Source organism: Collimonas sp. OK607, assembly GCF_900111995.1.
Taxonomy (GTDB): Bacteria; Pseudomonadota; Gammaproteobacteria; order Burkholderiales; family Burkholderiaceae_D; genus Collimonas.
In genome coordinates, this window is record NZ_FOKF01000024.1 from 1 (window position 1) to 25,391 (window position 25,391).

The window sequence follows — 25,391 nt, forward strand, 5'->3', positions numbered from 1 at the left end:
GTCAGCACCAAGGCTGCATGAATAGAGCGCTACGTAGCAGCAGTTGATTAGTTTTACAACATGAGTACGTTGAAAGGTTGCGCAAGGTAATTGAGTGCGATGGTAAACAGGTCAGACCGGGGCTCACGAAACCTGAACTCACTTTAGAGCCAAGAGCTCGTCAAAGAAATTAGGTGTGGGCCAGCGGATTCCATCAAGGCCAGCAGAGTTCAGTCTGCAACAAGGCCGGATATAAAACTGCATCCTTATCTGTTTGGCAGTACACAAAAAACCTTGGCAAATAGGAGGCGTCCATATAAAAGTGAGTAGCCGCCGGGCTACCCCCGGCATGCATCCACGGAGTAGCAAACGTTTGAACTACAACTCATACATATCCTTCTCACCACTCATCACCTGTTCAATCAATTTCCGATTCATGGTCGGCGCCAGCAACTCGATGAAGGTATACACATAACTGCGCAGATAAGCCCCCTGCTTAACCGCCGCCCGCGAGATATTAGTCCCAAACAGATGCCCGACCGGAATCGAACGCAAACCGACATCCCGCTCCGCATCAAACGCCATGCCAGCAATAATTCCCACCCCCATCCCCAACTCGACATAAGTCTTGATGACATCAGCGTCGATCGCCTCCAGCAACACATCCGGTTTCAAGTTACGCAAAGAAAACGCATGATCGATCTTGGTCCGGCCGGTAAACGCACTATCGTAAGTAATCAACGGAAATGCAGCGATTTCTTCCAGCGTGATCGCCTTCGACTGCAACAGCGGATGATCCGGCGGCACCACCACCACATGCTCCCACTGATAACAAGGCAAGGTCACCAGCCCGTCGGCGTTGACAATAGCCTCAGTCGCCAACGCCAGATCGGCCTGGTCATTACGCACCATATCGGCAACCTGCCTCGGATTACCCTGCAATAAAGACAAGCGAACCTTAGGAAACTTCAAAGTAAATGCCTGCACCACCTTAGGCAGCGCATAACGCGCCTGCGTGTGCGTGGTGGCAATCGTGAAGCTACCACTGTCATGGGCCGCGTATTCGTTGCCGATACGCTTCAGGCCATCGATTTCCTGCATGATCAGTTCGACCGATTTCAATACCGCCCGCCCCGGCTCCGTCAATCCGCGGATACGTTTTCCGTGGCGTGTAAAAATATCAACACCCAGTTCTTCCTCCAGCTCGATAATCGCCTTGGAGACGCCCGGCTGTGATGTATACAGCGCCTTGGCCGCCTCGGTCAGGTTGTAATTCTGGCGCACCGCCTCACGGACAAAACGGAACTGATGGAGATTCATGGATTTTCCTTGGTTTTTCTTTAAATAAGAATCTGTTCAGCACGGCCGGATAATTAACAAAAATACCACTCCGGCATATTACTAAAAAACAACGACATAATGCAGCCTCGGCCAAAACAAACATATTTGCCGTATTTACATATATCAAATACGCATATAAGCAAATAAATAGTCTGTAGTTGGAGATATATGTGAAGTTTATTACGATTCGAGGTGTTTCGTACGAGGTGATATGACTGTTTCTTATGTAGTGAGCGGTTTTGCCGTCGGATTATTGGTGGGATTGACTGGTGTCGGCGGCGGCTCGCTGATGACGCCTTTGCTGACCCTGCTGTTCGGCATCCATCCCAGCGTTGCTGTTGGTACCGACCTCGCGTTTGCGTCGGTGACCAAGGTCGCCGGTACCGTAGCTCACCGTTCGCGCGGCACCGTGCGTTGGGATATCGTCAAATTGCTCTCGCTGGGCGCGTTGCCGGCAGCCGTCGCTACCGCCCTGATACTCAAATACCTGGGTGGCATCAGCGCCGAAATCGGCCAGGTCATCCGTTACTCGATAGCCGTTTCGGTATTGCTGACGGTGGTCGCACTGCTGTTTAAAAGCAAACTCCAGCATTGGTTGAATGCCCATCCGGAAAAACATCTTCACGGCAAGAAATTGGCCGCAGCGACCATCGTGGCAGGGCTGATTCTTGGCATTCTGGTCACCATATCGTCGATCGGCGCCGGCGCGGTTGGCGCCACCATCCTGGTACTGCTGTATCCTCGCCTGTCGCCGGCAGAAGTTGCCGGCACCGACATTGCCTACGCCGTACCGCTGACGGCGATTGCCGCTCTCGGCCACTGGTGGCTGGGATCGATAGACTGGAATTTGCTGGGCGCGTTGCTGCTCGGCTCGGTACCAGGCATCACTATCGGTTCGCTGGCGGCGCGGGCCGTCCCGGAAAAATTTCTGCGTGCATTGTTGGCCTTGACCTTGACCAGCGTTGCCGTAAAGTTGATTTACTAAGATTGATTTAATACGGGGCTGGTAGTAGCTGTAGCAGCCCAATACCTGTTTCGAAGCAAGGCGTGGCGAGTTGAGTGATCACATTGTTAGGTGACAACGCTGGCCACAACCCATAAGGAAGACGAAGATGTATCGCTACGATCAATACGATCACCTGATAGTCAAGGAACGGGTCGCCCAATACCGCGACCAGGTGCGCCGCCGTTTGTCGGATGAACTGACTGAAGAAGAATTCCTGCCATTGCGCCTGCAAAACGGCCTTTACATGCAGCGTCATGCCTACATGCTGCGCATCGCGGTGCCTTACGGCATGTTGTCCACGCCGCAAGTGCGCATGTTCGCCCATATCGCCCGCACCTACGATCGCGGCTATGGCCACTTCACGACGCGCCAGAACATCCAGTTCAACTGGATCAACCTGGAACAGTCGCCGGACATCCTGGCGGAACTGGCGACAGTAGAAATGCATGCTATCCAGACTTCCGGCAATTGCATCCGCAACACTACTTCGGATGAACTGGCCGGCGTTGCTGCGGACGAGATTATCGATCCGCGCCCTTACGCTGAAATCATCCGAGAATGGAGCACCTTTCATCCTGAATTCGCATTCCTGCCGCGCAAATTCAAGATCGCCATCAGCGGTTCCGAACAAGACCGTGCCGCGACTGCGGTGCATGACATCGGCCTGCATGTTGTCAAGAACGCCGAAGGCGAAGTCGGCTTCCGTTTCCTGGTTGGCGGCGGCATGGGCCGTACGCCAATCATCGGTAGCGTGATCCGCGAATTCCTGCCATGGCAGCACGCGTTGACGTATCTGGAAGCGATCCTGCGCGTCTACAACCAGCACGGCCGCCGCGACAACAAGTACAAGGCGCGTATCAAGATTCTGGTGAAAGCACTTGGTGCGGAAGAATTCGCTCGCCAGGTGGAAGCCGAATGGGCTGACATCAAGGATGGCCCGGCGACACTGACTGTAGAAGAATTGCAGCGGATCGCCCAGTATTTCGTGCCGCCGCCGTATGAAACCTTGCCAGCCAGCGATGCCGGATTCGAAGCACACAAGGCCGAAAACAAGGCTTTCGCCAACTGGCTGCTACGCAACGTCAAGGCACACAAAGTAAGCGGCTATGCTGCAGTGATCCTGTCGGTCAAGAAAACCGGCGTGCCACCTGGCGACATCACCGCCGCCCAGCTGGATTTCGTCGCCGACCTGGCCGACCAGTACAGCTTCGGCGAAGTACGCATCACGCATGAGCAAAACCTGGTGCTGGCTGACGTCAAGCTAAGCGACTTGTTCACGGTATGGCAGGAAGTCAAGACGCATGGCCTGGCAACGCCGAATATCGGCCTGCTGACCGACATCATCTGCTGCCCTGGCGGCGATTTCTGCTCGCTGGCGAATGCCAAGTCGATCCCGATTGCGCAAGCCATCGCCGAAAAATTCGACAATCTCGATTTCCAGCATGACATTGGCGAGATCGAACTGAATATCTCGGGCTGCATCAACGCCTGCGGTCATCATCACGTCGGCAATATCGGCATCCTCGGCGTCGACAAAGACGGTTCCGAGTGGTATCAGGTTTCCATCGGCGGCGCGCAAGGCAACAACACCAGCATCGGCAAGATCATCGGACCGTCGTTCTCGGCGCAGCAAATGCCTGTCGTGATCGAGCGTCTGTTGGATGTCTATGTACAGCAACGCCACGAAGACGAACTGTTTATCGATACCGTACAACGCCTGGGCGTTGCGCCGTTCAAGGAATTTGTCTACGCCAGCCCGATCCCGACGGGTCACACCCATGGAGAGGATGCCTGTGTCTATTAATATCATCAAGAATCGCGAAGTCATCGCCGACGAATGGAGCGTACTGCGCCTGAACGAAGGCGAAAGCGCCGACAGCGTCAGCATCCCTGCCGGTAAAGTGATTGTGCCGTTCAGCGTCTGGCAAGCCCAGCGCGCGCAATTGCAGGATCGTGCTGAAATCGGCGTATGGCTCAGCAGCGATGCGCCGGCGGATAGTGTGAAAGAAGATCTGGCGCATTTCGCCGTGATCGGGGTAGATTTTCCTAAATTCACCGACGGCCGCGGTTATTCGATCGCTTACAACCTGCGCACCCGGTTGGGCTACAACGGCGAATTGCGCGCCATCGGCGACGTCTTGCGCGATCAGTTGTTTTATATGCAGCGCGTAGGTTTCGATGCCTTTGCCGTACGAGCCGACAAGGACATCAACGACGCCCTCAAAGGCCTGACCGATTTCTCGGAAAAATACCAGACTTCGTGGGACGAGAAGACGCCGCTGTTCCGCCGCGTGCAACGTCAGGCAGTCACCCAGGATTAATCATGAGCAGCCCAACCACATCACTGCCTGACCTGATCGCCGCCACCAAGGCAACCCTGGAAAAAATCGCCGCCGAATATACGCCAGCGGTATTTGCTTCCAGCCTGGCGGCCGAAGACATGGTGCTGACCGATCTGATCCTGCGCGGTCAACTGCAAGGCGGGATTTCCATCTTCACGCTGGAAACCGGACGCTTGCATGCTGAAACGCTGGGCATGCTGGACCGTATCAAGGAAACCTACGATTACGACGTCAAGCCGTATCGGCCGCAACCTGAAGCTGTCGCAGCCTATGTCGAACAGAACGGCTTGAACGCGTTTTACGACAGCGTAGAGATGCGCAAGGAATGCTGTCGGATTCGCAAGATCGAGCCGCTGAACCGCGCCCTCGCCGGCAATAAAGCATGGATTACCGGCCAGCGCCGCGCGCAGTCGCAGACACGTGCTGAACTGCATGTGCAGGAACACGATGAAGCGCACGGCATGGCCAAATTCAATCCGCTGGCCGACTGGTCGGAGGACGACGTCTGGCAATACATCCGCAGCAATGATGTGCCGTACAACCCGCTGCACGACAAAGGCTATCCGTCGATCGGCTGCGAACCTTGCACTCGCGCCATCCAGCCTGGCGAAGACGTACGCGCCGGCCGCTGGTGGTGGGAAAATCCGGATTCGAAAGAATGCGGCTTGCATGTGGTCGACGGCAAGCTGATCCGCATCAAATCGGTCGCAGCAGAACCACAGCAGAACGCCTGAAGCATCGCATCGTTGAAGAATCGTTGAATAAACCAGACCCGGACAAGACTCGATATGAACACAGTTGTTGAAAATTTTTTCCTGGATAAAGCCGCCAACCGCCATCTGGACTGGCTGGAATCGGAAGCGATCCACATCATGCGTGAAGTGGCGGCCGAGTGCAGCAATCCTGCGCTGCTGTTCTCGGGCGGCAAAGACTCTGTTGTCCTGTTGCGGATTGCAGAAAAAGCTTTCCGCCCTGGCAAATTCCCTTTCCCGCTGGTCCATATCGACACCGGCCACAACTTTGCAGAAGTCATCACTTTCCGCGACAAGCGCGTGGCTGAACTGGGTGAGCGCCTGATCGTCGGTTCGGTGGAAGATTCGATCAAACGCGGCACAGTGCGCCTGCGCAATCCGCAAACCGATTCACGCAATGCGGCACAAGCGGTGACTCTGCTGGAAACGATTGCCGAGCACAAGTTCGATGCCTGCATCGGCGGCGCCCGGCGCGACGAAGAAAAGGCACGCGCCAAGGAACGCATTTTTTCTTTCCGCGACGAATTTGGCCAATGGAACCCGAAAGCACAGCGCCCCGAGCTCTGGGACCTGTACAACACCCGCGTTCATCCGGGCGAAAACATGCGGGTATTTCCGATTTCGAACTGGACCGAACTGGATATCTGGCAATACATCGCCCGCGAAAAGCTGGAACTGCCGCCGATCTATTTTGCCCATCAACGCCAGGTGATCCCGCGCAACGGCCTGCTGGTGCCGCTGACCGACCTGACGCCGGCAAGAGAAGGCGAAGTGGTGGAGATGCGCGAAGTCCGCTTCCGCACCGTCGGCGACATTTCCTGCACCTGCCCGGTGGCATCCGATGCGGCGACGGTCGAAGCCATCATCGCTGAAACCGCAGTGACCCAGATCACCGAACGCGGCGCTACCCGGATGGATGACCAGACCTCCGAAGCATCAATGGAAAAACGCAAAAAAGAAGGATATTTCTGATGAACGCCGTTGTAACCAATACTGTTGAAGCTACTGTATCCACCAGCGCGGGCACTAGCCACGTACCGCTGGAACGTGGCCTGTTGCGTTTCATTACCGCAGGTTCGGTGGATGACGGAAAGAGCACGCTGATCGGCCGCCTGCTGTTTGACAGCAAGGGCATTTTTGCCGACCAGCTGGATTCCATCTCGCGCGCCAAGCACAAACGTACAGTGGGCGACACCATCGATCTGTCGTTGCTGACCGACGGCCTGGAGGCAGAACGCGAACAAGGCATCACGATTGACGTCGCCTATCGCTATTTCGCCACGCCGAAGCGCAAATTCATCATCGCCGACACCCCGGGTCACGAACAATACACGCGCAACATGGTGACTGGCGCCTCTACCGCGGATGCGGTCATCATCCTGATCGACGTTTCCAAAGTGAAGCTCGGCGATGACGGTAGCGTTGAACTGCTGACCCAGACCAAACGCCATTCGACGATTGCCCACCTGCTGCAGATCGAGCACGTGATCGTCGCCGTCAACAAGATGGATCTGGTGAATTACGACCAGACTGTCTACGACCGTATCGTCGCCGCTTATCAGGAATTTGCCCATCAACTCGGTTTGCGCGACGTGCGCCCGATCCCACTGTCGGCACTGGCTGGCGACAACGTGGTTGTGCCAGGCGATAACATGCCGTGGAATCAGGGTCCGACTTTGATCGAGCTGCTGGAATCGCTCAGCGTCTACGACGAATCGCATGACGAGCCGTTCCGCTTCCCGGTACAGTTGGTGGCGCGTCACAACGGTCACGAAGCGAATGATTTCCGCGGCTACATGGGCCGCATCGAAGCCGGTAAAGTCCACAAGGGCGACAAGCTGGTGGTGCAACCTAGCGGCCAGAGCGCTACCGTCAAAGACATCCTGGTGCTCGAAGGCTCGCTGGAATCGGCCGTGGTTGGACAATCGGTTACCTTGCTGCTTGACGAATACCTGGACATCTCACGCGGTGACATGCTGACTTCCGTCGACCGTGCGCCGGCGTTGCTGAAAACTCTCAGTGCCGATATTTGCTGGCTGTCGGAAGACACGCTCGACCTGCGCCGCAAATACTGGATGAAGCACAGCACCAAACAAGTCGCGGCGCGCATCACGAAGGTGGATACGCTGCTCGATATCAATACCCAGGAACGGCGTCCGGCCGAGTCGCTCAAGCTGAACGACATCGCCCGCGTATCGCTCAATCTGCAGCAAGCCATCGCTGCCGATTCGTACGATGCGATCCGTGCTACCGGTGCGTTTATCCTGATCGACGAAGTAACGCACCAGACCGTGGCCGCCGGCATGATTCGGCTATAACCCGGCCTCGACTGATAACGACTGACAGCGATAGATTGGACAGGCAAGCCATGCAAGCTACTCACTCCAGCAACCAGACAAGCGCCGGCACCTATGGCAAGGTCTACCTGATCGGCGCCGGCCCAGGCGCGGCCGACCTGATTACCGTGCGCGGCGCCAGATTGCTGGCGCAAGCCGATGTAGTCTTGCATGACGCCCTGGTAACTGAAGAGATGCTTGCACTGTGCCCGCAAGCCTTGAAAATCGCCGTCGGAAAACGTTGCGGAAAACTTTCCACCGCACAGCAATTCATCAACAAGCAACTGGTCGACAATGCCCGTAAATACGCCTTGGTGGTGCGCCTGAAGGGTGGCGATCCGATGTTGTTCGGCCGTGCCGATGAAGAATTACGGGCGCTGGAAAAGCATGGCATCGAGGTAGAAGTGGTGCCAGGCATCAGCGCTGCATTGGCTGCCGCGGCGACGTCCCGGCAGCCGCTGACCAAACGCGGGGTGGCACGCAGCGTTGCCTTCTTTACCTCAAGTACAGCACCCGGCGAATCGGATCAGGTCAATATCCCCAATTGCGACACACTGGTGCAATACATGGGTGGGCGCGAAGCAGCGGCTACTGCACAGCGATTACTGGCACAGGGGCGTACCGCTTCAACGCCGGTGGTGGTAGTGGAGAACTGCAGCCGCGACGACCAGCGTATCCTGCGCCTGCGTCTTGATGAACTTGAGTCCGGCTTGCAGCAATGCGAAGGCCCGGTGCTGGTGATGATAGGCGAGGCGTTGGCCAGTCGTGCGCGACAGTCAGTTGAAATCGACCAACAACAACAACAGCTGCAACAGCAGAGCAGCCAAAACGCGGCCTGACCAGAGTCGACGCGCAGTGTGCTTAGCGCACGATTGACTTGGCTTGCCCTTGCGACGCCAGCGCTTTCTGCAGGATCCGTCCGGATTCATCCGGACGATCCTCTGGTGACAGAACATTGATCCAGCTGACCAGGCCGACGGCAACCACGGTCAACACAAAAAATACTGCAACTCTCTTATTCAAAAATTCCCAATTCAATTTCAATTTCAATTTCAATTTCATTACTTACTCCTTACCTGCGACATTAGCGCCACCACACATCGTCTGAAAATCGTCGATGTGTAAAACCGTGAAACTATCGCATTCATATCTGATTCAAATAACAGGTTTCCCGCCGCCATAAAAAACGGCAACAAGGAAACCTCTACACCATGGTTAGCGGAGCGCGTTCAACGTCCGCTGCCACTTACCACTTACCTGCTACGTATAGCCAGGACGCCATACACACCGACCTGACGATTTCCCTGAGCGGATTCACGCTTAACATTGTTTGATTTCGCCTTGCCTGAAAGCGCCGATGCCTGGCTTGGCGTCCAGCCGAAAGTCCAGTTACCGGCGTTGCCGCCGTTGCGGTTGGCCGGTGCGATACCGAGTAATTTTTTGATGCTCATCATTTCACCTTTTTCATGCGGTGCTTCCTTTACGGGAAACAGTGTCAACATGTAAAGCGGTGGTGTAGACGACAGCGACGAAGACATTCCGCCAGTCGATTGCAAGCTGTCCAGCCTGGCTAATCGACACCGGAAAAGTGAGGCTAGCTAGATGGGGTCAGACAACCGCAGGTACACAACTGCTTTACTATTTTTTGCTGCTGATTTATTGGTCCGACATAGCGATATCGGACAACTGGAACAGTCCATTTCACTTACTCCTGGTTATGCCGGCAGCGCCGTAGCGTGCGCGGCAGAAGACGCAGATGCAGACCTGGCTTGGGCAGAGCGCGCCGAACGCTGAGGGATACTTTCCCACTGCACGCTACGGACACTGACTTCCCGTGCCACGCGGGTGACCAATTGCACCAGTCCTCCACGTTCACGCACCGAACACATCACTTCAACCGTAATACTGGTCAGGTGCGCCTGCACCGCTGGCTCGCTGCCTTGATAAGTTACGTCATAGGCGGACAACAGCTGACGCATCAGTTCTTCGAGTTTGGCCACTTCCGAGGTACGGCAGGTGGTCACGATACGATACGGCAAAGCTGTCTCGTGACTATCTTTGGTCGCGGCAAAACGATACTTGTTAAAAAAGGCACGCACTTTATTGAATGGCATGGCGATTTCCTTCCCACTTCCAATTTCCGTTAACGTGGGTTACCAGACGGTTTGCTACAGCGGAGAACCGGCTCGAGCAGAAACCCGAGACAGAAACACAGCCGTACGCAACCCGCCGAATGGCAGTACGAAAACGGTCTTGCAAAAAACGGATGGGAGTATCGCTGCGGCGCTTATCTGAATCGATACGTGAATCGACACCAGAAATGATATTTGCCGCGATAATTTTGTCGCGCTGATATTGCCGCGACGATCTTAGCGAGATACTACAGCTCGCATATAAGCACAAGCTGTAGCGGAGGGAGGTCTGCTAAAGATTATGCGCTATGTGCCGGGCTGAGGACCCATCCACGTGTACTACTAGAACAACTGTCCAAAATATGGACCTCCAAGTGATGCAATGCTAAGGATTATATTTCTATCTAGCTACTCTGTCAAGTAAAAACCCTTTACTTTCGAGACAAAACATGCATTATCGACCTGCATAACAACAGCCGCCGGCGCGCATAAAATGGCATCAGTAAGAACAGATCTTCATTACGCGCAATGTATGCAACACCGACCCGTGCCGGCAATCCAGCACCCGCAAACGCCGCTCCAGATCCTGATGATCCAGGGCTGCTGCAAGATAAGCCTGCTCGGCATCCGGCGTCCCGGTCCGGCTGCTTGCCAGCACCCGTTGCAGCCACGATAAGCCTGGAAGAATCCGTGCGTTGATATTAGAAAATTTGTTGGAAAATGCCATGCCAAACCTCAATCGATGAATGGATAAATTAGTTCTACCGGCCGCTATCTCTTTGCCATGACTGTAGAATAGATGGATACGGGCTTTTCCTGAAACGACATTATCTATTTGAAATATAAGTTTTTTTAACATGAAAACACGCTTACCTCCCCTCAAGCCGCTACGCGTATTCGAAGCCGTGGTACGCACCGGCAGCCTGACGCTGGCGGCGGCGGAGCTACACCTGACGCACAGCGCGGTAAGCCAGCAAATCAAATTGCTGGAACAGCACTTCGACCAGACCTTGTTTGTCAGAGGGCAGCGCGGGGTCGAACCGACTGCGGCAGCGCGGGTGTTTTTTGCCGACGTCAAAGCCGGCCTCGACCGCATCTCTCTGGCGGCCGAACAGCTGCTCAATACCGGCAAGGTGCGCATCATCCGTGTCAGCTGCACACCGTCGATGGCGATGCGCTGGCTGATTCCGCGTTTGTCGTCGTTTCAGATAGAACATCCGCGGGTTGAGATTCGCGTCACGACGTCGACCGTTGCAGTGGATGCTCTCAAGGAGCCTTTCGATGTGCTGATACGGCGCAGCCCGATGCATCGCGCCGAGTATGAGTGCGTACGGTTCCTGGACGATGTGTTGACACCGGTGGCGTCGCCGCGTTATCTGCAGCAGCACCCGTGCAAGACGCCGGACGATCTGCTGCAAGCTTCCTTGCTGCATCTTTCGACCCGCTCGGAAAGCTGGACGCGTTGGTTTAGTGAAGCTGGCGTGCCGGTAAAAGGCCAGCTATCGGGCCAGATCTATGAACATTTTTTCTTGAGTTTACAAGCGGCGCTCACCGATCTCGGGGTGGCATTGGGATCGCTGGCCATGATCGAGGAAGACCTCGCGCACGGCAGCTTGGCGCCACTGTTTCCAGACTTGCTGCTGCGAGACAAAGGGTTTCATTTGTTGTACCGCCCAAGTCACCAGGATCCGGCACTAACAGACTTTATCGCGTGGCTGCAGTTGAAGGGAAAGCAGACATCCACCAGCATTATCGCGGCGGCAAAGTAGAAATACAATATTCAGCGATGGCATTCTGCACGTCCGGCTGTTCGCCAACCGCCTGCGCCACCGTGATTGCCAGTTGCGGATATTGTTGCCGAGCCTGGGTTATCAGTGCCGGCAGATCACGCCGTACATGCCCGCCCTGCCCCAGAAACACCGGCACCACGCTAACTTCGTTGACACCGTCGGCAACCAGTTGCTGCAACAGTTGCGGCAAATCCGGTTGCATCAGTTCAAGGAAAGCCAGCCTGACCAGCAACTGCGGGCGCTGCTGCTGGATCAGCTGTTGCAGAGACACGAACGGCGCCGCCCAGTTCGGATCACGGGCGCCGTGAGCGAAGAGGATAAGGGCCTGGCGCTGTATAGACTGAGGTGCAGACTGAGACATGAACGACCCGATCTCCAAACAAAACGTGACGCGGTACCACCTCTAGTGCGGTTTAATTACTGCCGCTCAATCTTCCACAACGCGCCGATGGCAATCAACAGGAAGATGGTACTCGGCAAGGCAGCCGTGAAAAAAGGTGGCCAGGTATTGAGTAAGCCGAGATGCGAAAACAGCGTGTTGACCAATTGAAAGCTGACACCGATCATGATACCGGTAAATATCTTCAGGCTCACGCCACCGGTACGGAAATGCAGATAGGCAAACGGCAAGGCCAGTGCCATCATCACGAGTACCGACAAGGGATACACCAATTTTTTCCAGAACGCGATATCGTAGCGCTCGGAGTGCTGGTTGTTCTCCGCCAGATGCCGGGAATAAGCCCATAAATTGTATGCCGACATATGGTCCGGGTCGGCAAACAGTACCGACAGGATCTCCGGCGTAATTTCCGAAACCAGGTCTTTGGTCGGGAATTTCTTGATGCCGATCGAACCGGTAATATCTGCTGTCGACGTACCGTTGACGAAATCGGTTTGCTCCACATCATCCATGCGCCAGACATGCTTGCCCTGATATTCAGCCTTGCCGGCCTGAATCTGCGCCGTCATGTGCAGGTTGCGGTCAAATTCATACAGTTTGACGCCGACCAGCTGGCCGTCCGGGCGGATCTCGCCGATATTGATAAAGCGCGAGCCGACGATATCGCCGCTGGTGCCGTCGGTCCGTATCACATCCTTGCTCCACAAGCCGGTCTTGAATTTCTGTGAAATCGAAGAACCCTTGGATTGCAACTTCACCTTCTCGGCAAATTCCGCGCTTTTAGGTGAAACAAATTCGCCGATCAATACCGTCGCCACCACAAACAGCAGGCCGATCTTGAGCAGAATCTTGGCGGTCATCATGGTCGACATGCTGGAGACACGCATGATCGTGAATTCGGACCGCGCAGCGAATTGCGACAAGGTGTAGATGGTGCCGATCAACGCCGCAATCGGCATCAGTTCATAGGCATAGCCCGGCATGCCCAGCAAGACGAACAGGAAAGCGTGCTGCAATTTATAGCCGCCGCGACCGACTGACGGCAATTCGTTCATCAAGTCGAAGAATGCGAACAGCGCCAGAAACGCCGCCAGCGTGAACAAGACGGAACGAACAATCTCGGAAGTAAAGTAACGCTGCAGGACCTTCATGTTGCCGCCGTATTTTTGTTCGAATTCTTGTTCGAATTCTTGTCTTTAAGCAGGCGCGCGTGCTTGACCGCAGACCACATCACCAGAGGATGGCAGCGGCTATTAACGTTCAGGCGCCACAGGAACAGCAAGCAGATGATGATCAGTGCCACCAGATGCATCGGCCACCAGGCAAATCCGAACGACATACGGTTTTGCACTACTGCGGCCTGGAAGATATTGGTCACGTTGCTATAGGTAATGAACAGCAACAGTGCAATCAGCAAGCTGGCCGAACGCCCCACCCGCGGATTCACAAAGCTGAGCGGTATCGCCAGCAACATCAGGCACAACGCCATGAACGGCAGCGACAAGCGCCATAGCAACTCACCCATATTGAAGCCGTTGCGATCTTTTAATAAATCTGCCGTCGGCAATGCACGTGCTGATTTATCGCCATTCACCGCTTGTGAATTACTGGCCACCAGCACACCGTAACGCTCGAACTCCATGACCCGGAATTCGTTCTGGCTGGAGAGGACGTCATAACGGCGCCCTTTCGACAAAATCAAAAATTTATCACCATTTTTATCCAGTTCGATATTGCCTTCCTGCGCCACCACGATACTGTTCTTGCCGTCTTGCTGGGTATTCACGAAGACATTTTTCACCTTGCTGCTGTCGCCGGAAAACCCTTCCACGAAGAAGACCCGGTTAGCAGCCGCCGACTCTTGAAACTTGCCGGGCGAAACCCGGGAGATATCTTCACGCTTCTCGAAACGTTCACGGTATTGCGCGCTCTGGCTGTTGGCCCACGGGGTCGCCACAAAACTCAGGACGGCAGTCAGGGCGATGATGGGCAGGCCGAACAACAATACCGGCCGGATCCAGCGCACCAGGCTCAGGCCGGAAGCAAACCAGACCACCATTTCCGAGTCTTGATAGCTGCGCGTAACCACTAGCAGCACCGAGATATAGCCGGTCAGGATCAGCAGGATCGGCATGTAGTTCAAGGATTGGAAACCGATCAGCGCGACCACGTCCTGCGACGCAATCTGTCCTCCGGCTGCTTGTCCCAGAATCTTGATCAGCATCACCGTGATGATAATTGTGAAGAGCGTAGTAAAAACTGCACCGGCGGTGCTAATTAATTCGCGTCGGAGTGCGCGCTGAAAGATCATTGGGGAATATAATTGCGGATCAAAAAAGGAGTAAGTGATGGACTTTAGCATAAAAACCAATGACGCAAAAACCTCAATTGCCTCTCTGAAAGCTGGCTGTATCGCAGTCGGGATCTATGAAAACAAGAAACTTTCGCCACAAGCGCAAGCTCTTGACAAATCTGGTGAAATCACTGCTGCACTGAAGTCCGGCGATATTTCCGGTAAACCAGGCTCCACCCTGTTGCTGCGCAAGGTCGCAGGCGTCGCCGCTGAGCGCGTCCTGTTGATCGGTCTCGGCACGGATGGCGAGCTGAGCGACAAGGTCATGTCGATGGCAGCCTTGTGCGTGGCACGCGTGCTGTCGACCCTGGGCGGCAACGACGCCTTGCTGGCATTGCCGTTCGACGGCATCGCCAAGCAAACCCCGGAACGCGACCTGGCGTGGGCCATTCGTAACAGCATCCTGGTGCTGCGCGAGAACAGCTACCGCTCGGACACTCTGAAAAGTAAGAAAGAGACAACATTATCCGGCGTCAGGAAGATCGCCTTCCTGGTCGCTACCGCCCAAGCCGCGGTTGCCAAGGAAGCTGTCGCGCAAGGCCTGGCGCTGGCCAACGGCATCGACCTGACCAAGGAGCTTGGCAACCTGCCCGGCAACGTCTGCACCCCGACTTACCTGGCTAACACCGCCAAGAAGCTGGCCAAGGAATTCAAGCTGACGGTCGAAGTACTCGACCGCAAACAGCTGGAAGCCTTGAAGATGGGCAGTTTCCTGTCGGTTGCACGCGGCGGCGGCGAAGCGCCGAAGTTCATCATCATCAAGCATCTGGGCGGCAAAGCCAAAGATGCGCCGACGGTACTGGTCGGCAAGGGCATCACCTTTGACACCGGCGGCATCTCGCTCAAGGGCGGCTCCGGCATGGATGAGATGAAATACGACATGTGCGGCGCCGGTTCGGTGCTGGGCACAATGCGGGCCATCGCTGAACTGAAGCTGAAATTGAATGTGATCGGCGTCATCCCTGCCACCGAGAACATGCCATCCGGCACCGCCACCAAACCTGGCGACATCGTCACCTCCATGTCGGGCCTGACCATCGAGGTTTTGAACACCGATGCCGAAGGCCGCCTGGTGCTGTGCGATGCACTGACCTACGTCGAGCGCTTCAAACCGGCTGCCGTGGTCGATATCGCGACACTGACCGGTGCTTGCGTGACTTCGCTCGGCCACCACAACTCCGGACTGTTCACCCGTCACGACAGCGCGCATGATGCGCTGGCGAACGAGTTGCTCAGCGCCGGCAAGGCGACCGGCGATACCGCATGGCGCATGCCTATCGAAGATAGCTACCAAGAGCAGCTGAAGTCGAATTTTGCCGACATGGCGAATATCGGCGGCCCTGCCGGCGGCAGCATTACCGCAGCCTGTTTCCTGGAGCGTTACACCAAGAAATACACCTGGGCCCATCTGGACATCGCCGGTACGGCATGGAAGAGCGGCGCAGCCAAGGGCGCAACCGGACGGCCGGTGGCTTTGCTGACCACCTTCCTGATAAACCGCGCTGCTGCAGCCAAGTAATCGGTCAGATAGTAAAAAAAAGGGCTGTTGGCGTATATGCGCCAACAGCCCTTTTTCATGTCGCGGTCACGGCGTGGGCACAAATGCGTGCCCACCCTACTTCTTTCTTGTTTTTATCGTTGTTTATCGGTAATCCGTGAGGCACCTTTTTTTCATGTAGGGTGGGCACGCATTTGTGCCCACGCGGACCTCGCATATGCCGCCCAGCGTTTAATCTAACGTAGCTATGACCGGCGCATGATCCGACGGCTGCTCCCATTTGCGCGGCACTTTGTCGATCACGCAAGCGCTGCACCGCGCTGCCAACGGTGGTGACAGCAGGATATGGTCGATCCGCATGCCGCGGTTCAGGCGGAATCCCATCTGCCGGTAATCCCACCAGCTGAACAATTTTTCCGGCTGTTCAAACATGCGGAATGCATCAGTCAGTCCCAAGGCCTGCAAGCGGACAAATGCGGCGCGCTCAGGCGGCGACACCAGGTTCTGCCCGACCCATGCAGCGGGATCATGAACATCGCGATCTTCCGGCGCGATATTGTAATCGCCCATCAAGGCCAGTTTCGGATGCTGCCTGCACTCGTCCTGCAACCAGTCGTGCAAGGCGTCCAGCCACGCCAACTTGTATTGATACTTCTCCGTATCAGGCGCCTGGCCGTTCGGAATATAGGCGCAGACAATCCGCATGCCGTCGATGGTGGCGGCGATGATCCGTTGCTGCAGGTCTTCATAGCGCGGGTTGTTCTTGACGACATCGGTGATCGGATGGCGCGACAGGAGGGCCACCCCGTTATAGGTTTTCTGGCCGCTGAACGCCACGTGATAACCAGCCGCCTCGATTTCGGCCACCGGGAATTTGTCGTCGGTCAGCTTGGTTTCCTGCAAGGCCAATACGTCTACCGGGTTATCGGTGAGCCATTGCAGCACTTGCGGCAAGCGCACCTTGAGGGAGTTGACGTTCCATGTCGCTATTTTCTGCATATTCGATTTCTTCACTAAATAGGGTATTTATGCTGCCTCAAGTTGATGGGGCATTGCTGATTTCTTTCCACCTTCGCACTTTACACCAAGCGGCTGCGATTTCCCCCGTTGGAATCCGTTAGATCCCCAGATCAAATTACAACAAGCCAGTTGACATCCGCTGAATGTTATCTATAGTATGCATATACATGGATGCATATGCATTAATTTATAGACAAGCAGGAAATTACATGACGAATAGTCAATGCAGCTGCTCGACGCTGCGGCAGCTGACCCGCAAGATGACGAATATCTACGATCATTACCTTGCCGCCGACGAGCTCACCATCAGCCAGTATTCCTTGCTGGCCCGGATCGGTAAATACGGCCCTATCGGCGTGATTCCGCTGGCTAACAACATGGGCATGGACCGCAGCACGATGAGCCGTACTCTCAAGCCCTTGATTAGCGCGGGATGGATAGAGACGGTCGACCTGCCGCTGGAAATGCTGACAGACAAGCGCTCATTCGGCGTCAGGCTGAGCACCGATGGGCAGCACAAGTGGCAGCAATCCATGCCTAACTGGCGTAAAGCACAAGACGTAATCAATATGATATTGGGTGACCAGACACATCAAGCCTTGATGAATCTGGTCGATGACGCAAACGCAAAATTTGAACAAAACGAAAACGCCATTTTATGAACCGGACCATACAAACCATCATGTCGCGCACACGTTTCAGCTACGTGTGGATCATCGTCGGCATCACTTTCCTGGTGCTGCTGGCCGCTGCCGGCATCCGCGCCACGCCATCGGTCATGATCCTGCCGCTGGAACATGAATTCGGCTGGAGCGTCACTACCATCTCCTTCGTCATCTCTGTCAATATCGCGCTGTATGGCTTGATCGGACCATTTTCGGCGGCCGCCATGCAGCGCTACGGTATCCGCCCGATCGTGCTGGGTGCGCTGGTGTTGCTGGCGGTCGGCACATTTATCAGCACCTTCATGACGATGCCGTGGCATATGGTGCTGGCCTGGGGCATTCTGGTGGGAGCCGGTAGCGGCGTCGCCGCCAACACGTTGGCGGCGACTATCGTCAGCCGCTGGTTTGAAACCCGCCGCGGCCTGGCGATGGGCTTGCTGACCGCCAGCTCCGCCACCGGCCAGATGGTGTTCCTGCCGTTGATGGCCTACATGGTCGAGCATTACGGCTGGCGTTCGGTGGCTATGCTGGTGGCCAGCGTAGCGGCTTTGGCGATCCCGCTGGTGGCGATTTTTTTGCCGGAACGTCCGCAAGATATCGGCATGAAACGCTACGGCCAGTTTGAAGAACTGCCGCCAGACACCGCCAGCAAATCTAAAAACCCATTGACGATCGCATTCCAGGCTTTGGGCAAAGCGGTCAAGATCCGCGATTTCTGGCTGCTGTTCTTCAGCTTCTTCATTTGCGGCATGAGTACCAATGGCTACATCGGTTCGCATTTCATCGCCATGTGCGGCGACTACGGCATTACGGCTGTCGGCGGCGCCAGCATCCTGGCCGCCATGGGCATGCTGGATCTGGTCGGTACTACCATGTCCGGCTGGCTGTCGGACCGTTACAGCCCGCGTGTGCTGCTGTTCTGGTATTACGGTTTGCGCGGCGTGGCCTTGATTTTTCTACCGCATGCGTTCGGCCTCAGCTATTTCGGATTGCCGGTATTCGCCTTGTTTTATGGATTGGACTGGATCGCAACGGTACCACCCACGGTGCGTTTGGCTAATGATGTATTCGGCCGCCTGGCTGCGCCTATCGTGTTTGGCTGGATCGTCGCCGGCCACCAACTCGGCGCTGCCAGCGCCACCATGCTGGCTGGCTCGCTGCGTAACAGCCTGGGCAGCTATACCCTGTCGTCGGTGCTGATGGGCGCGGCTTGCATCGTGGCTGCGGTAATGGTGCTGCGTATCAAAGGCCATCACGCCGGCGGCGATCTGATCCCTGCAAGCCCGGTGTTGAGCCGCTAACCGCTAATGGCTACGCGCGTGAATTCACAGTGGCCACGATTTCGTTGGCCACCTGACGTGAATTCATGATGACGGTATGAATAGTCGGCAGCAGCTGCACCGGTATCGTGCCCAGTTGCACTTCTTTTACCGACAGGATGCCATCGTTCGGCTCGTCGCCGAACGGCATCCAGCTGCCGCGCGGACCTTTGATACCTGCATACACGCGCAACGGAATATCCGGAACCGGCAAGCTATCCATGAAGTCCTGGCGTGCCAGCAACTGCCCCATTTCACCTGTCAGCAACCGGAACAAACGCCATTGCGCCAGTTTGATCGCATAGCTGGAAGCCATGGTCGGCGGCGCCAGGAACACGCCTAGCTCGGGCGCCCGCGCCAGGTGCGGCAATACGGCACGTGTCAGCACGCAACCAAGCGAATGGCCAATGATGATGAAGCGTTGGTCGCCGACTCGGGCCGTGACGAATTTACGCAGCCGTTCGACGCAAGGTAGCCAGCGTTCAAACGCAGCCGAATAAGCGAACAGATGGGTGGTGATTCCCGCCGCGCGCAGGCGTTTGGCGAGCAACAGCATAGATACCGGCGTGCGCCCCATGCCATGCACCAGGATGGCGTGTACGGTTGCACTATCGGGCCGGCGGCCGTCCATTGCGCATTACTCTTTCTTTTGCAACTGCTTTTCAAACGCAACGTCGAGTTTGCTGACGCGCTTCGGCTTTTGCGGGCCATAAGCATTGACGAACCTGACAAAATCATCCAGCTCCAGCGCCTCGCTCAAGCGGATCGGCGCATCGAAACCGGCGTTCTGCGTCAGGTAAAACAATTCCTCTGCGGTCCTTACCATCGAGTACCGGACATCGGTGCTACGGGCATTGAGACGTTCTACCGCCGCTGTGGCTCGGGTTGATCTCATTGCGCTCTCCTGATATTCCTGATCTTTATCATCTTTGTCATCTGTTCCAACAATCTTCAATTTCGTTACAGTTCGCGCTGACTTGTGAAGCGCCGCGGCCGCCCGTCCAGCGGATCGACGAAAGCAATTTCGCGCGCCAGCAACTTCAAGGGCGTCGACAGATCGTCGCCTTTGCAGGGATATACGTCGGGATAAAAGGTATCGTTGATAATCGGTATCCCCAATGCTGCCAAATGTACGCGCAGTTGATGTTTCTTGCCGGTCAGCGGGCGCAGGCGGTACAAGCTGCATGTCTCGCACCGCTCGATCAGTTCGATGCGCGTCTCCGAATTCGGCTCGCCTGCCACTTCCTGCATGCGGAAAAACGGCGTGCCTTCCACCATGCGACTGCGATACACCAGCGGCAATACCAGATCCGGCGCGGTCGGCGCCAACGCCTCATAAGTCTTGTCGACCAGACGTTGCTGGAACAACGACTGGTAAGCGCCGCGGCTGCCGATGTCGTGGGAAAAAAGCACTACGCCGGCAGTTTCCCTATCCAGGCGGTGTATCGGCGTCAAATCTGCCAGGCCGGTTTTTTTCTTAAGTCGTACCAGCAAAGTCTCGTGCAGAAAACGCCCGCTCGGAATCATCGGCAGGAAATGCGGCTTGTCAGCCACCAGTATCCGCTCATCACGGTACAAGATGGTTTCTTCAAACGGAATCGGCGTCTCGGCCGGCGGCTCGCGATAATAGAAAATACACATGCCACGCCGGTAAGGACTATCCGGCATCAAACACAAGCCATTGCCGTCGACCACCTCGCCGCGCGCCATACGGGCTACCCAGGTAGCGCTATCAATAGCGGGGAAGCGCTGTATCAGAAATGCCAGCAGATTCGGCCATTCGCCAACCGGCAGCCACAGATAGCTTGGCGCTACGCCATCGATAACTGGTAACGGCGCTGGTAACCGCGCTGGCAGCGGCGACGACTGCGCCATCACAACACCCGTTGCCAATAGCCGACATCGATCCAGCGTTCGAATTTTTTACCGACCTGCGCAAAGTGCGCCACTTTTTCAAAACCCATTTTTTCGTGCAGCGCGACGCTGGCAGCATTTGGTAACGCGATACCGCCGATCACCACATGCACCGGCAATTTCTTTAATTCGGCGATCAAGGCGCGATACAGCGCACTACCGAATCCCTTGCCACCCGCTGCGGGCGACAAATATACAGAAGTCTCGACGGCATGCTGGTAAGCCGCGCGCGCGCGCCATTTGGTGGCATAGGCATAGCCGAGAACTTTCCCATCCTCGACGCATACCAGCCAAGGGAATTGGGACGTTATATCGAGGATGCGATGCCCCATTTGCTCGGGCGTCACCGTTTCGGTTTCAAAACTGATGACGGTATCGAGGATATAAGGATTGTAGACGTCGCAAATGGCGGCTGCATCGGCAATGGTTGCCGGGCGAATGATGTGGGTCATGGCAATATGTCAGGTTACATGGGCGAATGCACAATCATACCGTGCAATCGCCCATGCCTGACTGTAGCCGTCAAATAGACAACATCAGGCGCGCAAGGCATCCTTGATCTGCTGCAAGGAAGACGGATCTTCTATGGTCGTCAAATCTCCCGGATCGCGTCCCTCGCAGATCGCCTGGATGGAACGGCGCAGCAGTTTGCCGGAACGGGTTTTCGGCAGCAGGCCAACCACATACACCCGCGCCGGCCGGCCGAGGCTGCCGATCTGCTTGTCGACCACACGCATGATTTCCGCCTCCAGCGCGGCCCGCCCCGGCGCCGTATTGTCGGCAACCTTGGGAATCACAAAGGCCAAGGCCACCTGCCCTTTCAGCTTGTCTTCGACGCCGACCACGGCCACTTCCGACACGTTCGGGTGGCTGGAAATACTTTCTTCTATTTCGCGCGTGCCAAGCCGATGACCCGCGACATTGATGACATCGTCAGTGCGTCCGAGAATGAAGTAGTAACCATCGTCATCGCGGATGCCCCAGTCGAAGGTCGAATAAACCGGGCGTTTGGAGTCGGGCAAATGCGTCGCCCAATAAGTATCGACACAACGCTGGTCGTCGCCATAGATGGTTTGCATGCAGCCCGGCGGTAATGGCCATTCGATCACGACCACGCCCTTTTCATTGGCGCCGCATAACTCGCCGGTGGTCTCGTTCAGCAGTTGTACTTTGTAGCCATACATTGGCACACCAGGGCTGCCTAATTTGCTCGGTTTGTTTTCGATGTTCTTGGCGATCGTCATGATCGGCCAGCCGGATTCGGTTTGCCAATAGTTGTCGACGACGGGTACGCCAAGGGCCGCGGAAATCCAGCTGGAAGTAGTTTCGTCCAGCGGCTCTCCGGCCAGGTATAACGCCTGCAGGGACGACAGATCGTATTTCTGCATCAGCTCTGGCGGTTGCTTTTTCAACACCCGGATCGCAGTTGGCGCCGAGAACATTCGCGTTACCTTGTACTTCTCGACGATACTCCACCAGACGCCGCCGTCAGGGCGGATCGGAAGACCTTCATACAGCACCGTCGCCATGCCCGCGATCAAAGGCCCGTACACGATGTAGGAATGGCCGACCACCCAGCCGATATCGGAGGTACAGAAAAATGTGCCGCCCGGCTTGCTGCAAAAGATGGTGTCCATGGAGATGGCCAGCGCCACCGCGTAACCACCGACATCGCGCTGCACGCCCTTGGGCTTGCCGGTGGTGCCGGAGGTGTACAGGATATAGGATGCTTCGTTCGATTCCAGCCATGCTACCGGCACCTTGGCGTCGATATGACGTTGACGTTGCTCCGCATAATCGACATCCCGCCCCGCCACCACTTCCATTGGCGCCAGGCCGCGATCAACCAGCAACACGTGCGCCGGCTTGTGTTGCGCCAGCTTGATCGCCTCGTCCAGCAAACCCTTGTAAGCAATCACTTTGCCGCCGCGTGAACCGGCGTCGGCGGAGATGATCAACTTCGGCGTTGCATCGTCAATCCGGCTCGCCAGGCTGCTCGAGGCAAAGCCGCCGAACACCACTGAGTGAATGGCGCCGATGCGGGCGCAAGCCAGCATCGCAAACGTCGCCTCGGCAATCATCGGCATGTAGATCAGGACACGATCGCCGCGGCCCACTCCTAGCGCTTGCATGATGGCTGCAGTGCGATTGACTTCCGCCTGCAACTCGCGAAAGGAATAGGTTTTTTCAGTATTCGTCTCGGTCGAAATCGCAATCAGGGCGGGCTGGTCGCCACGCGTCGCCACCCAGCGATCTACCGCGTTGTGGCACAGGTTGGTGGTGCCGTCGACAAACCATTTGGCAAACGGCGGCCGGCTGTCGTCGAGTACCTGCGAGAACGGATGGTGCCAATCGATCCGCCTGGCTTGCTCGGTCCAGAATGTCGATGGATCGGTGATCGAGCGCTGGTAAAAGGTGGCGAAACTCATGCTGTCTCCTCGCTTCTTGAAAGAATCGTCGGGTGGGTATTTTTCCCACGTATTTTTATAAGGTTACACGTGACGCAATTGTTATATCACATACAGATCGACATACTCGTTGACCGCCATGTCCTCCAGTTTCTTCTGATCAAGCGAAATCTCCAGGATTTTCTGTTGCTGCTTGAGCGATAACTGACGCGCCAGGTTGATCTTGAACTTGGCTTCCAGCAGCGGGATGCCATCCTTGCGGCGACGCGCATGGCCGATCGGATATTCGACCACGATTTCCTTGAGCTTCTTGCCATCTTTGAATTCAACCGTCAAGGCATTGGCAATCGAACGTTTCTTCGGATCGTGGTAATCCTTAGTGAATGCCTTGTCTTCGACACAAACGATCTTGTCGCGCAAGGCGTCAATACGTTTGTCCGATGCGATCTTGTCTTCATAGTCGCCAGCGGTCAGACGGCCGAAAATCAACGGCACCGCGACCATGTACTGGATGCAGTGGTCGCGGTCGGCCGGATTGTTCAGCGGACCTTTCTTGTCGATGATGCGGATGCAGGCTTCGTGGGTGCGGATCGTAATCTGCCTGATGTCATCCACCCGCTTGCCTGCCTTGGCCAACGCCGCATGCAAAGTCATGGCGGCTTCGACTGCGGTTTGCGCGTGGAACTCGGCCGGGAAGGAAATCTTGAACAGCACGTTTTCCATGACATACGATGCGTACTTGCGCTGGAACTTGAACGGCTGGCCTTTGAACAGCACATCGTAAAAACCCCAGGTCTCGGCAGTCAGCACCGACGGATAACCCATTTCGCCAGTCTTGGCGATCAAGGCCAGGCGCACCGCGCGCGAAGTAGCATCGCCGGCAGCCCAGGATTTGCGCGAACCGGTATTCGGTGCATGGCGATAGGTGCGCAGCGACTGGCCGTCGACCCATGCCAGCGACACCGCGTTGAGGATTTCTTCGCCTGTCAGGCCCATCATCTCCGCTACCACCGCCGTCGAAGCCACCTTGACCAGTACGACGTGATCCAGGCCGACCTTGTTGAAGGAGTTTTCGAGCGCGATACAGCCCTGGATTTCGTGCGCCTTGATCATGGCGGTCAGAACGTCTTTCATCTTCAACGGCTTCTTGCCGGCGGCGATGGCGTTGCGCGAGAGCCAGTCGGCGGTGGCCAGAATGCCGCCCAGGTTGTCGGATGGGTGACCCCATTCGGCTGCAAGCCAGGTATCGTTGAAATCCAGCCAGCGAATCATGGCGCCGATATTGAACGCGGCCTGGATCGGGTCGAGCTGGAATTGCGTTCCCGGCACTTTGGCGCCGTTTGGCACCATTGTGCCGGGAACGATCGGCCCCATCAGCTTTTTACAGGCCGGGTACTCTAACGCTTCCAGGCCACAACCCAAGGTATCGATCAGACAGTTGCGTGCGGTGTCATAGGCGACCTTGGATGTGATCTTGTACCCGGTAACGTAATCGACGATATCGACTATCACCTTGTCGTATTTTGGACGGACGTTGGAGATGTGGGCGGACATTGTTTTCCTTGTCAGATGAGAATTGAAGCCAGAAATACATCTGCTGCATCAGGATCTGTTACATCAATCTGATCAATCCAATAAGTAATGCTTACAATACTCTTCTCACAACCCCCTGCGCCGCAAACTCAAGGACTCAGCGCACCTTGCATTCGTTAGCCAGCTGCAGCCCCTGCTTGGAATTGAGCAGCATCGACTTGGCTGGAATCTGGATCCACACGAGGCCGCTGGCTTTATCTTCCAGCCGTACCGCGCCGGTGGTAGTGCTGACCGGAGTCATCGGGTAGCTGCGCCCTTTCCATGTCAACTTGGTTTCACCATTGACGGTGTTGGCGACATCAACCCGGTTACTCAATTCGCAATAAAAATTACCGGTAACCAAACTCGCTGTGGGCGCAGGCGCAAGGTTCAAGGCATTCGGCACGGTTGCTGCCGACTTGGTGTTAGCCAGCGGTACGCTGGAACCGCATGCTGCCAGCAAGGCGGCAAGTGTTAAAGCTGAAGCAATACGGTAAGAATTCATTACGTTAAAAGCAGTCATGTTGTCCCGGCCTCAAGGCGATAAGTAAGCAAATAAGTATA

General features: G+C 55.9%; 26 protein-coding genes and 1 pseudogene. 11 read left to right on the plus strand and 16 right to left on the minus strand.

Going from position 1 to position 25,391, the window contains the following annotated elements; all coding sequences use genetic code 11:
* Positions 1-357: 357 nt before the first annotated feature.
* Entirely contained in the window at positions 358-1,299 is a 942-nt protein-coding gene (locus BM029_RS16275) for a CysB family HTH-type transcriptional regulator (protein WP_092416014.1), read from the minus strand.
* A gap of 232 nt (positions 1,300-1,531) precedes the next feature.
* On the opposite strand from BM029_RS16275, the gene BM029_RS16280 reads away from it, so the two are divergent.
* The 7 genes from BM029_RS16280 (at position 1,532) to cobA (ending at position 8,595) form a co-directional block, all read left to right on the plus strand.
* A complete protein-coding gene (locus BM029_RS16280) occupies positions 1,532-2,305 on the plus strand; it encodes a sulfite exporter TauE/SafE family protein (protein ID WP_092437762.1) in 774 nt (257 codons plus the stop codon).
* 127 nt (positions 2,306-2,432) lie between these two features.
* Positions 2,433-4,130, plus strand: coding sequence for a nitrite/sulfite reductase (locus BM029_RS16285; protein ID WP_092437765.1), 1,698 nt, complete (start codon positions 2,433-2,435; stop codon positions 4,128-4,130).
* The gene (locus BM029_RS16290) at positions 4,114-4,647 is read left to right on the plus strand and encodes a DUF934 domain-containing protein (RefSeq protein ID WP_092437768.1); all 534 of its coding nucleotides are present in this window, start codon (positions 4,114-4,116) and stop codon (positions 4,645-4,647) included. Before BM029_RS16285 ends, BM029_RS16290 begins: the two co-directional genes overlap by 17 nt.
* A 2-nt stretch (positions 4,648-4,649) precedes the next feature.
* A complete protein-coding gene (locus BM029_RS16295; RefSeq protein WP_092437770.1) occupies positions 4,650-5,402 on the plus strand; it encodes a phosphoadenylyl-sulfate reductase in 753 nt (250 codons plus the stop codon).
* Between the two features lie 54 nt (positions 5,403-5,456).
* On the plus strand, positions 5,457-6,392 hold the full coding sequence (gene cysD / locus BM029_RS16300) for a sulfate adenylyltransferase subunit CysD (protein ID WP_092416019.1): 936 nt from the start codon (positions 5,457-5,459) through the stop codon (positions 6,390-6,392).
* On the plus strand, positions 6,392-7,738 hold the full coding sequence (locus tag BM029_RS16305; RefSeq protein ID WP_092437772.1) for a sulfate adenylyltransferase subunit 1: 1,347 nt from the start codon (positions 6,392-6,394) through the stop codon (positions 7,736-7,738). Before cysD ends, BM029_RS16305 begins: the two co-directional genes overlap by 1 nt.
* A gap of 50 nt (positions 7,739-7,788) precedes the next feature.
* On the plus strand, positions 7,789-8,595 hold the full coding sequence (gene cobA, locus BM029_RS16310; protein ID WP_092437774.1) for a uroporphyrinogen-III C-methyltransferase: 807 nt from the start codon (positions 7,789-7,791) through the stop codon (positions 8,593-8,595).
* A 22-nt stretch (positions 8,596-8,617) separates the two neighbouring features.
* Here cobA and BM029_RS16315 read toward each other — a convergent pair whose 3' ends face one another.
* The 4 genes from BM029_RS16315 to BM029_RS25935 form a co-directional block, all read right to left on the minus strand.
* Positions 8,618-8,818: a hypothetical protein gene (locus BM029_RS16315; protein ID WP_092437776.1), complete on the minus strand. Its 201-nt coding sequence runs from the start codon at positions 8,816-8,818 to the stop codon at positions 8,618-8,620.
* A gap of 191 nt (positions 8,819-9,009) precedes the next feature.
* Entirely contained in the window at positions 9,010-9,210 is a 201-nt protein-coding gene (locus tag BM029_RS16320) for a hypothetical protein (protein WP_139217265.1), read from the minus strand.
* A gap of 261 nt (positions 9,211-9,471) precedes the next feature.
* Positions 9,472-9,870, minus strand: a complete 399-nt coding sequence (locus tag BM029_RS16325) for a hypothetical protein (protein WP_092437780.1) — start codon at positions 9,868-9,870, stop codon at positions 9,472-9,474.
* Positions 9,871-10,387: 517 nt separating this feature from the next.
* A complete protein-coding gene (locus BM029_RS25935) occupies positions 10,388-10,615 on the minus strand; it encodes a DUF3563 family protein (RefSeq protein WP_092437782.1) in 228 nt (75 codons plus the stop codon).
* A 130-nt stretch (positions 10,616-10,745) separates the two neighbouring features.
* Between BM029_RS25935 and BM029_RS16335 the strand changes: the two genes are divergently transcribed.
* Entirely contained in the window at positions 10,746-11,657 is a 912-nt protein-coding gene (locus BM029_RS16335; RefSeq protein ID WP_092437784.1) for a LysR substrate-binding domain-containing protein, read from the plus strand.
* Here the strand turns inward: BM029_RS16335 and BM029_RS16340 are convergent.
* The 3 genes from BM029_RS16340 to lptF are packed head-to-tail and all read right to left on the minus strand — an operon-like array spanning position 11,638 to position 14,389.
* The gene (locus tag BM029_RS16340) at positions 11,638-12,039 is read right to left on the minus strand and encodes a sirohydrochlorin chelatase (protein WP_092437786.1); all 402 of its coding nucleotides are present in this window, start codon (positions 12,037-12,039) and stop codon (positions 11,638-11,640) included. The genes BM029_RS16335 and BM029_RS16340 overlap by 20 nt on opposite strands.
* Positions 12,040-12,095: 56 nt before the next feature.
* Positions 12,096-13,229: an LPS export ABC transporter permease LptG gene (lptG, locus tag BM029_RS16345; protein WP_092437789.1), complete on the minus strand. Its 1,134-nt coding sequence runs from the start codon at positions 13,227-13,229 to the stop codon at positions 12,096-12,098.
* Positions 13,226-14,389: an LPS export ABC transporter permease LptF gene (gene lptF / locus BM029_RS16350; protein WP_092437884.1), complete on the minus strand. Its 1,164-nt coding sequence runs from the start codon at positions 14,387-14,389 to the stop codon at positions 13,226-13,228. The genes lptG and lptF overlap by 4 nt, the downstream gene beginning before the upstream one ends.
* Before the next feature lie 37 nt (positions 14,390-14,426).
* Between lptF and BM029_RS16355 the strand changes: the two genes are divergently transcribed.
* Complete coding sequence (locus BM029_RS16355; protein ID WP_092437791.1) at positions 14,427-15,950, plus strand: leucyl aminopeptidase; 1,524 nt, start codon at positions 14,427-14,429, stop codon at positions 15,948-15,950.
* A 210-nt stretch (positions 15,951-16,160) separates the two neighbouring features.
* On the opposite strand, the gene xth is transcribed toward BM029_RS16355, so the two are convergent.
* The gene (gene xth / locus BM029_RS16360) at positions 16,161-16,928 is read right to left on the minus strand and encodes an exodeoxyribonuclease III (RefSeq protein WP_092437793.1); all 768 of its coding nucleotides are present in this window, start codon (positions 16,926-16,928) and stop codon (positions 16,161-16,163) included.
* 230 nt (positions 16,929-17,158) lie between these two features.
* Between xth and BM029_RS16365 the strand changes: the two genes are divergently transcribed.
* Together BM029_RS16365 and BM029_RS16370 are read left to right on the plus strand one after the other, a co-directional pair.
* Entirely contained in the window at positions 17,159-17,611 is a 453-nt protein-coding gene (locus BM029_RS16365; RefSeq protein ID WP_092437795.1) for a MarR family winged helix-turn-helix transcriptional regulator, read from the plus strand.
* The gene (locus tag BM029_RS16370; protein WP_092437797.1) at positions 17,608-18,915 is read left to right on the plus strand and encodes an MFS transporter; all 1,308 of its coding nucleotides are present in this window, start codon (positions 17,608-17,610) and stop codon (positions 18,913-18,915) included. Before BM029_RS16365 ends, BM029_RS16370 begins: the two co-directional genes overlap by 4 nt.
* Before the next feature lie 10 nt (positions 18,916-18,925).
* On the opposite strand, the gene BM029_RS16375 is transcribed toward BM029_RS16370, so the two are convergent.
* From BM029_RS16375 to BM029_RS16405, 7 genes and pseudogenes are all read right to left on the minus strand, one after another.
* Entirely contained in the window at positions 18,926-19,564 is a 639-nt protein-coding gene (locus BM029_RS16375) for an esterase/lipase family protein (protein WP_092437799.1), read from the minus strand.
* A 6-nt stretch (positions 19,565-19,570) separates the two neighbouring features.
* Complete coding sequence (locus BM029_RS16380) at positions 19,571-19,828, minus strand: hypothetical protein (RefSeq protein ID WP_092416032.1); 258 nt, start codon at positions 19,826-19,828, stop codon at positions 19,571-19,573.
* Between the two features lie 65 nt (positions 19,829-19,893).
* Complete coding sequence (locus BM029_RS16385) at positions 19,894-20,808, minus strand: RluA family pseudouridine synthase (protein ID WP_092437801.1); 915 nt, start codon at positions 20,806-20,808, stop codon at positions 19,894-19,896.
* Positions 20,808-21,299 carry an arsinothricin resistance N-acetyltransferase ArsN1 family B gene (locus BM029_RS16390; RefSeq protein WP_170851109.1) on the minus strand — a complete coding sequence of 164 codons (492 nt, stop codon included), beginning with the start codon at positions 21,297-21,299 and terminating at the stop codon, positions 20,808-20,810. Before BM029_RS16390 ends, BM029_RS16385 begins: the two co-directional genes overlap by 1 nt.
* Positions 21,300-21,383: 84 nt before the next feature.
* Positions 21,384-23,309 (minus strand): annotated as a pseudogene (locus tag BM029_RS16395) (propionate--CoA ligase); the annotation flags it as partial.
* A 48-nt stretch (positions 23,310-23,357) separates the two neighbouring features.
* Positions 23,358-24,809, minus strand: a complete 1,452-nt coding sequence (locus BM029_RS16400) for a bifunctional 2-methylcitrate dehydratase/aconitate hydratase (protein ID WP_092437805.1) — start codon at positions 24,807-24,809, stop codon at positions 23,358-23,360.
* A 136-nt stretch (positions 24,810-24,945) separates the two neighbouring features.
* Positions 24,946-25,350: a hypothetical protein gene (locus BM029_RS16405; RefSeq protein ID WP_092437807.1), complete on the minus strand. Its 405-nt coding sequence runs from the start codon at positions 25,348-25,350 to the stop codon at positions 24,946-24,948.
* Between the last annotated feature and the right edge of the window lie 41 nt (positions 25,351-25,391).

Coding starts and splice junctions, on each gene's coding strand:
- BM029_RS16275 (WP_092416014.1), bottom strand. CDS start 1,299: ATGAATCTCCATCAGTTCCGTTTTGTCCGTGAGGCGGTGCGCCAGAAT.
- BM029_RS16280 (WP_092437762.1), top strand. CDS start 1,532: ATGACTGTTTCTTATGTAGTGAGCGGTTTTGCCGTCGGATTATTGGTG.
- BM029_RS16285 (WP_092437765.1), top strand. CDS start 2,433: ATGTATCGCTACGATCAATACGATCACCTGATAGTCAAGGAACGGGTC.
- BM029_RS16290 (WP_092437768.1), top strand. CDS start 4,114: ATGCCTGTGTCTATTAATATCATCAAGAATCGCGAAGTCATCGCCGAC.
- BM029_RS16295 (WP_092437770.1), top strand. CDS start 4,650: ATGAGCAGCCCAACCACATCACTGCCTGACCTGATCGCCGCCACCAAG.
- cysD (WP_092416019.1), top strand. CDS start 5,457: ATGAACACAGTTGTTGAAAATTTTTTCCTGGATAAAGCCGCCAACCGC.
- BM029_RS16305 (WP_092437772.1), top strand. CDS start 6,392: ATGAACGCCGTTGTAACCAATACTGTTGAAGCTACTGTATCCACCAGC.
- cobA (WP_092437774.1), top strand. CDS start 7,789: ATGCAAGCTACTCACTCCAGCAACCAGACAAGCGCCGGCACCTATGGC.
- BM029_RS16315 (WP_092437776.1), bottom strand. CDS start 8,818: ATGAAATTGAAATTGAAATTGAAATTGAATTGGGAATTTTTGAATAAG.
- BM029_RS16320 (WP_139217265.1), bottom strand. CDS start 9,210: ATGATGAGCATCAAAAAATTACTCGGTATCGCACCGGCCAACCGCAAC.
- BM029_RS16325 (WP_092437780.1), bottom strand. CDS start 9,870: ATGCCATTCAATAAAGTGCGTGCCTTTTTTAACAAGTATCGTTTTGCC.
- BM029_RS25935 (WP_092437782.1), bottom strand. CDS start 10,615: ATGGCATTTTCCAACAAATTTTCTAATATCAACGCACGGATTCTTCCA.
- BM029_RS16335 (WP_092437784.1), top strand. CDS start 10,746: ATGAAAACACGCTTACCTCCCCTCAAGCCGCTACGCGTATTCGAAGCC.
- BM029_RS16340 (WP_092437786.1), bottom strand. CDS start 12,039: ATGTCTCAGTCTGCACCTCAGTCTATACAGCGCCAGGCCCTTATCCTC.
- lptG (WP_092437789.1), bottom strand. CDS start 13,229: ATGAAGGTCCTGCAGCGTTACTTTACTTCCGAGATTGTTCGTTCCGTC.
- lptF (WP_092437884.1), bottom strand. CDS start 14,389: ATGATCTTTCAGCGCGCACTCCGACGCGAATTAATTAGCACCGCCGGT.
- BM029_RS16355 (WP_092437791.1), top strand. CDS start 14,427: ATGGACTTTAGCATAAAAACCAATGACGCAAAAACCTCAATTGCCTCT.
- xth (WP_092437793.1), bottom strand. CDS start 16,928: ATGCAGAAAATAGCGACATGGAACGTCAACTCCCTCAAGGTGCGCTTG.
- BM029_RS16365 (WP_092437795.1), top strand. CDS start 17,159: ATGACGAATAGTCAATGCAGCTGCTCGACGCTGCGGCAGCTGACCCGC.
- BM029_RS16370 (WP_092437797.1), top strand. CDS start 17,608: ATGAACCGGACCATACAAACCATCATGTCGCGCACACGTTTCAGCTAC.
- BM029_RS16375 (WP_092437799.1), bottom strand. CDS start 19,564: ATGGACGGCCGCCGGCCCGATAGTGCAACCGTACACGCCATCCTGGTG.
- BM029_RS16380 (WP_092416032.1), bottom strand. CDS start 19,828: ATGAGATCAACCCGAGCCACAGCGGCGGTAGAACGTCTCAATGCCCGT.
- BM029_RS16385 (WP_092437801.1), bottom strand. CDS start 20,808: ATGGCGCAGTCGTCGCCGCTGCCAGCGCGGTTACCAGCGCCGTTACCA.
- BM029_RS16390 (WP_170851109.1), bottom strand. CDS start 21,299: ATGACCCACATCATTCGCCCGGCAACCATTGCCGATGCAGCCGCCATT.
- BM029_RS16400 (WP_092437805.1), bottom strand. CDS start 24,809: ATGTCCGCCCACATCTCCAACGTCCGTCCAAAATACGACAAGGTGATA.
- BM029_RS16405 (WP_092437807.1), bottom strand. CDS start 25,350: ATGACTGCTTTTAACGTAATGAATTCTTACCGTATTGCTTCAGCTTTA.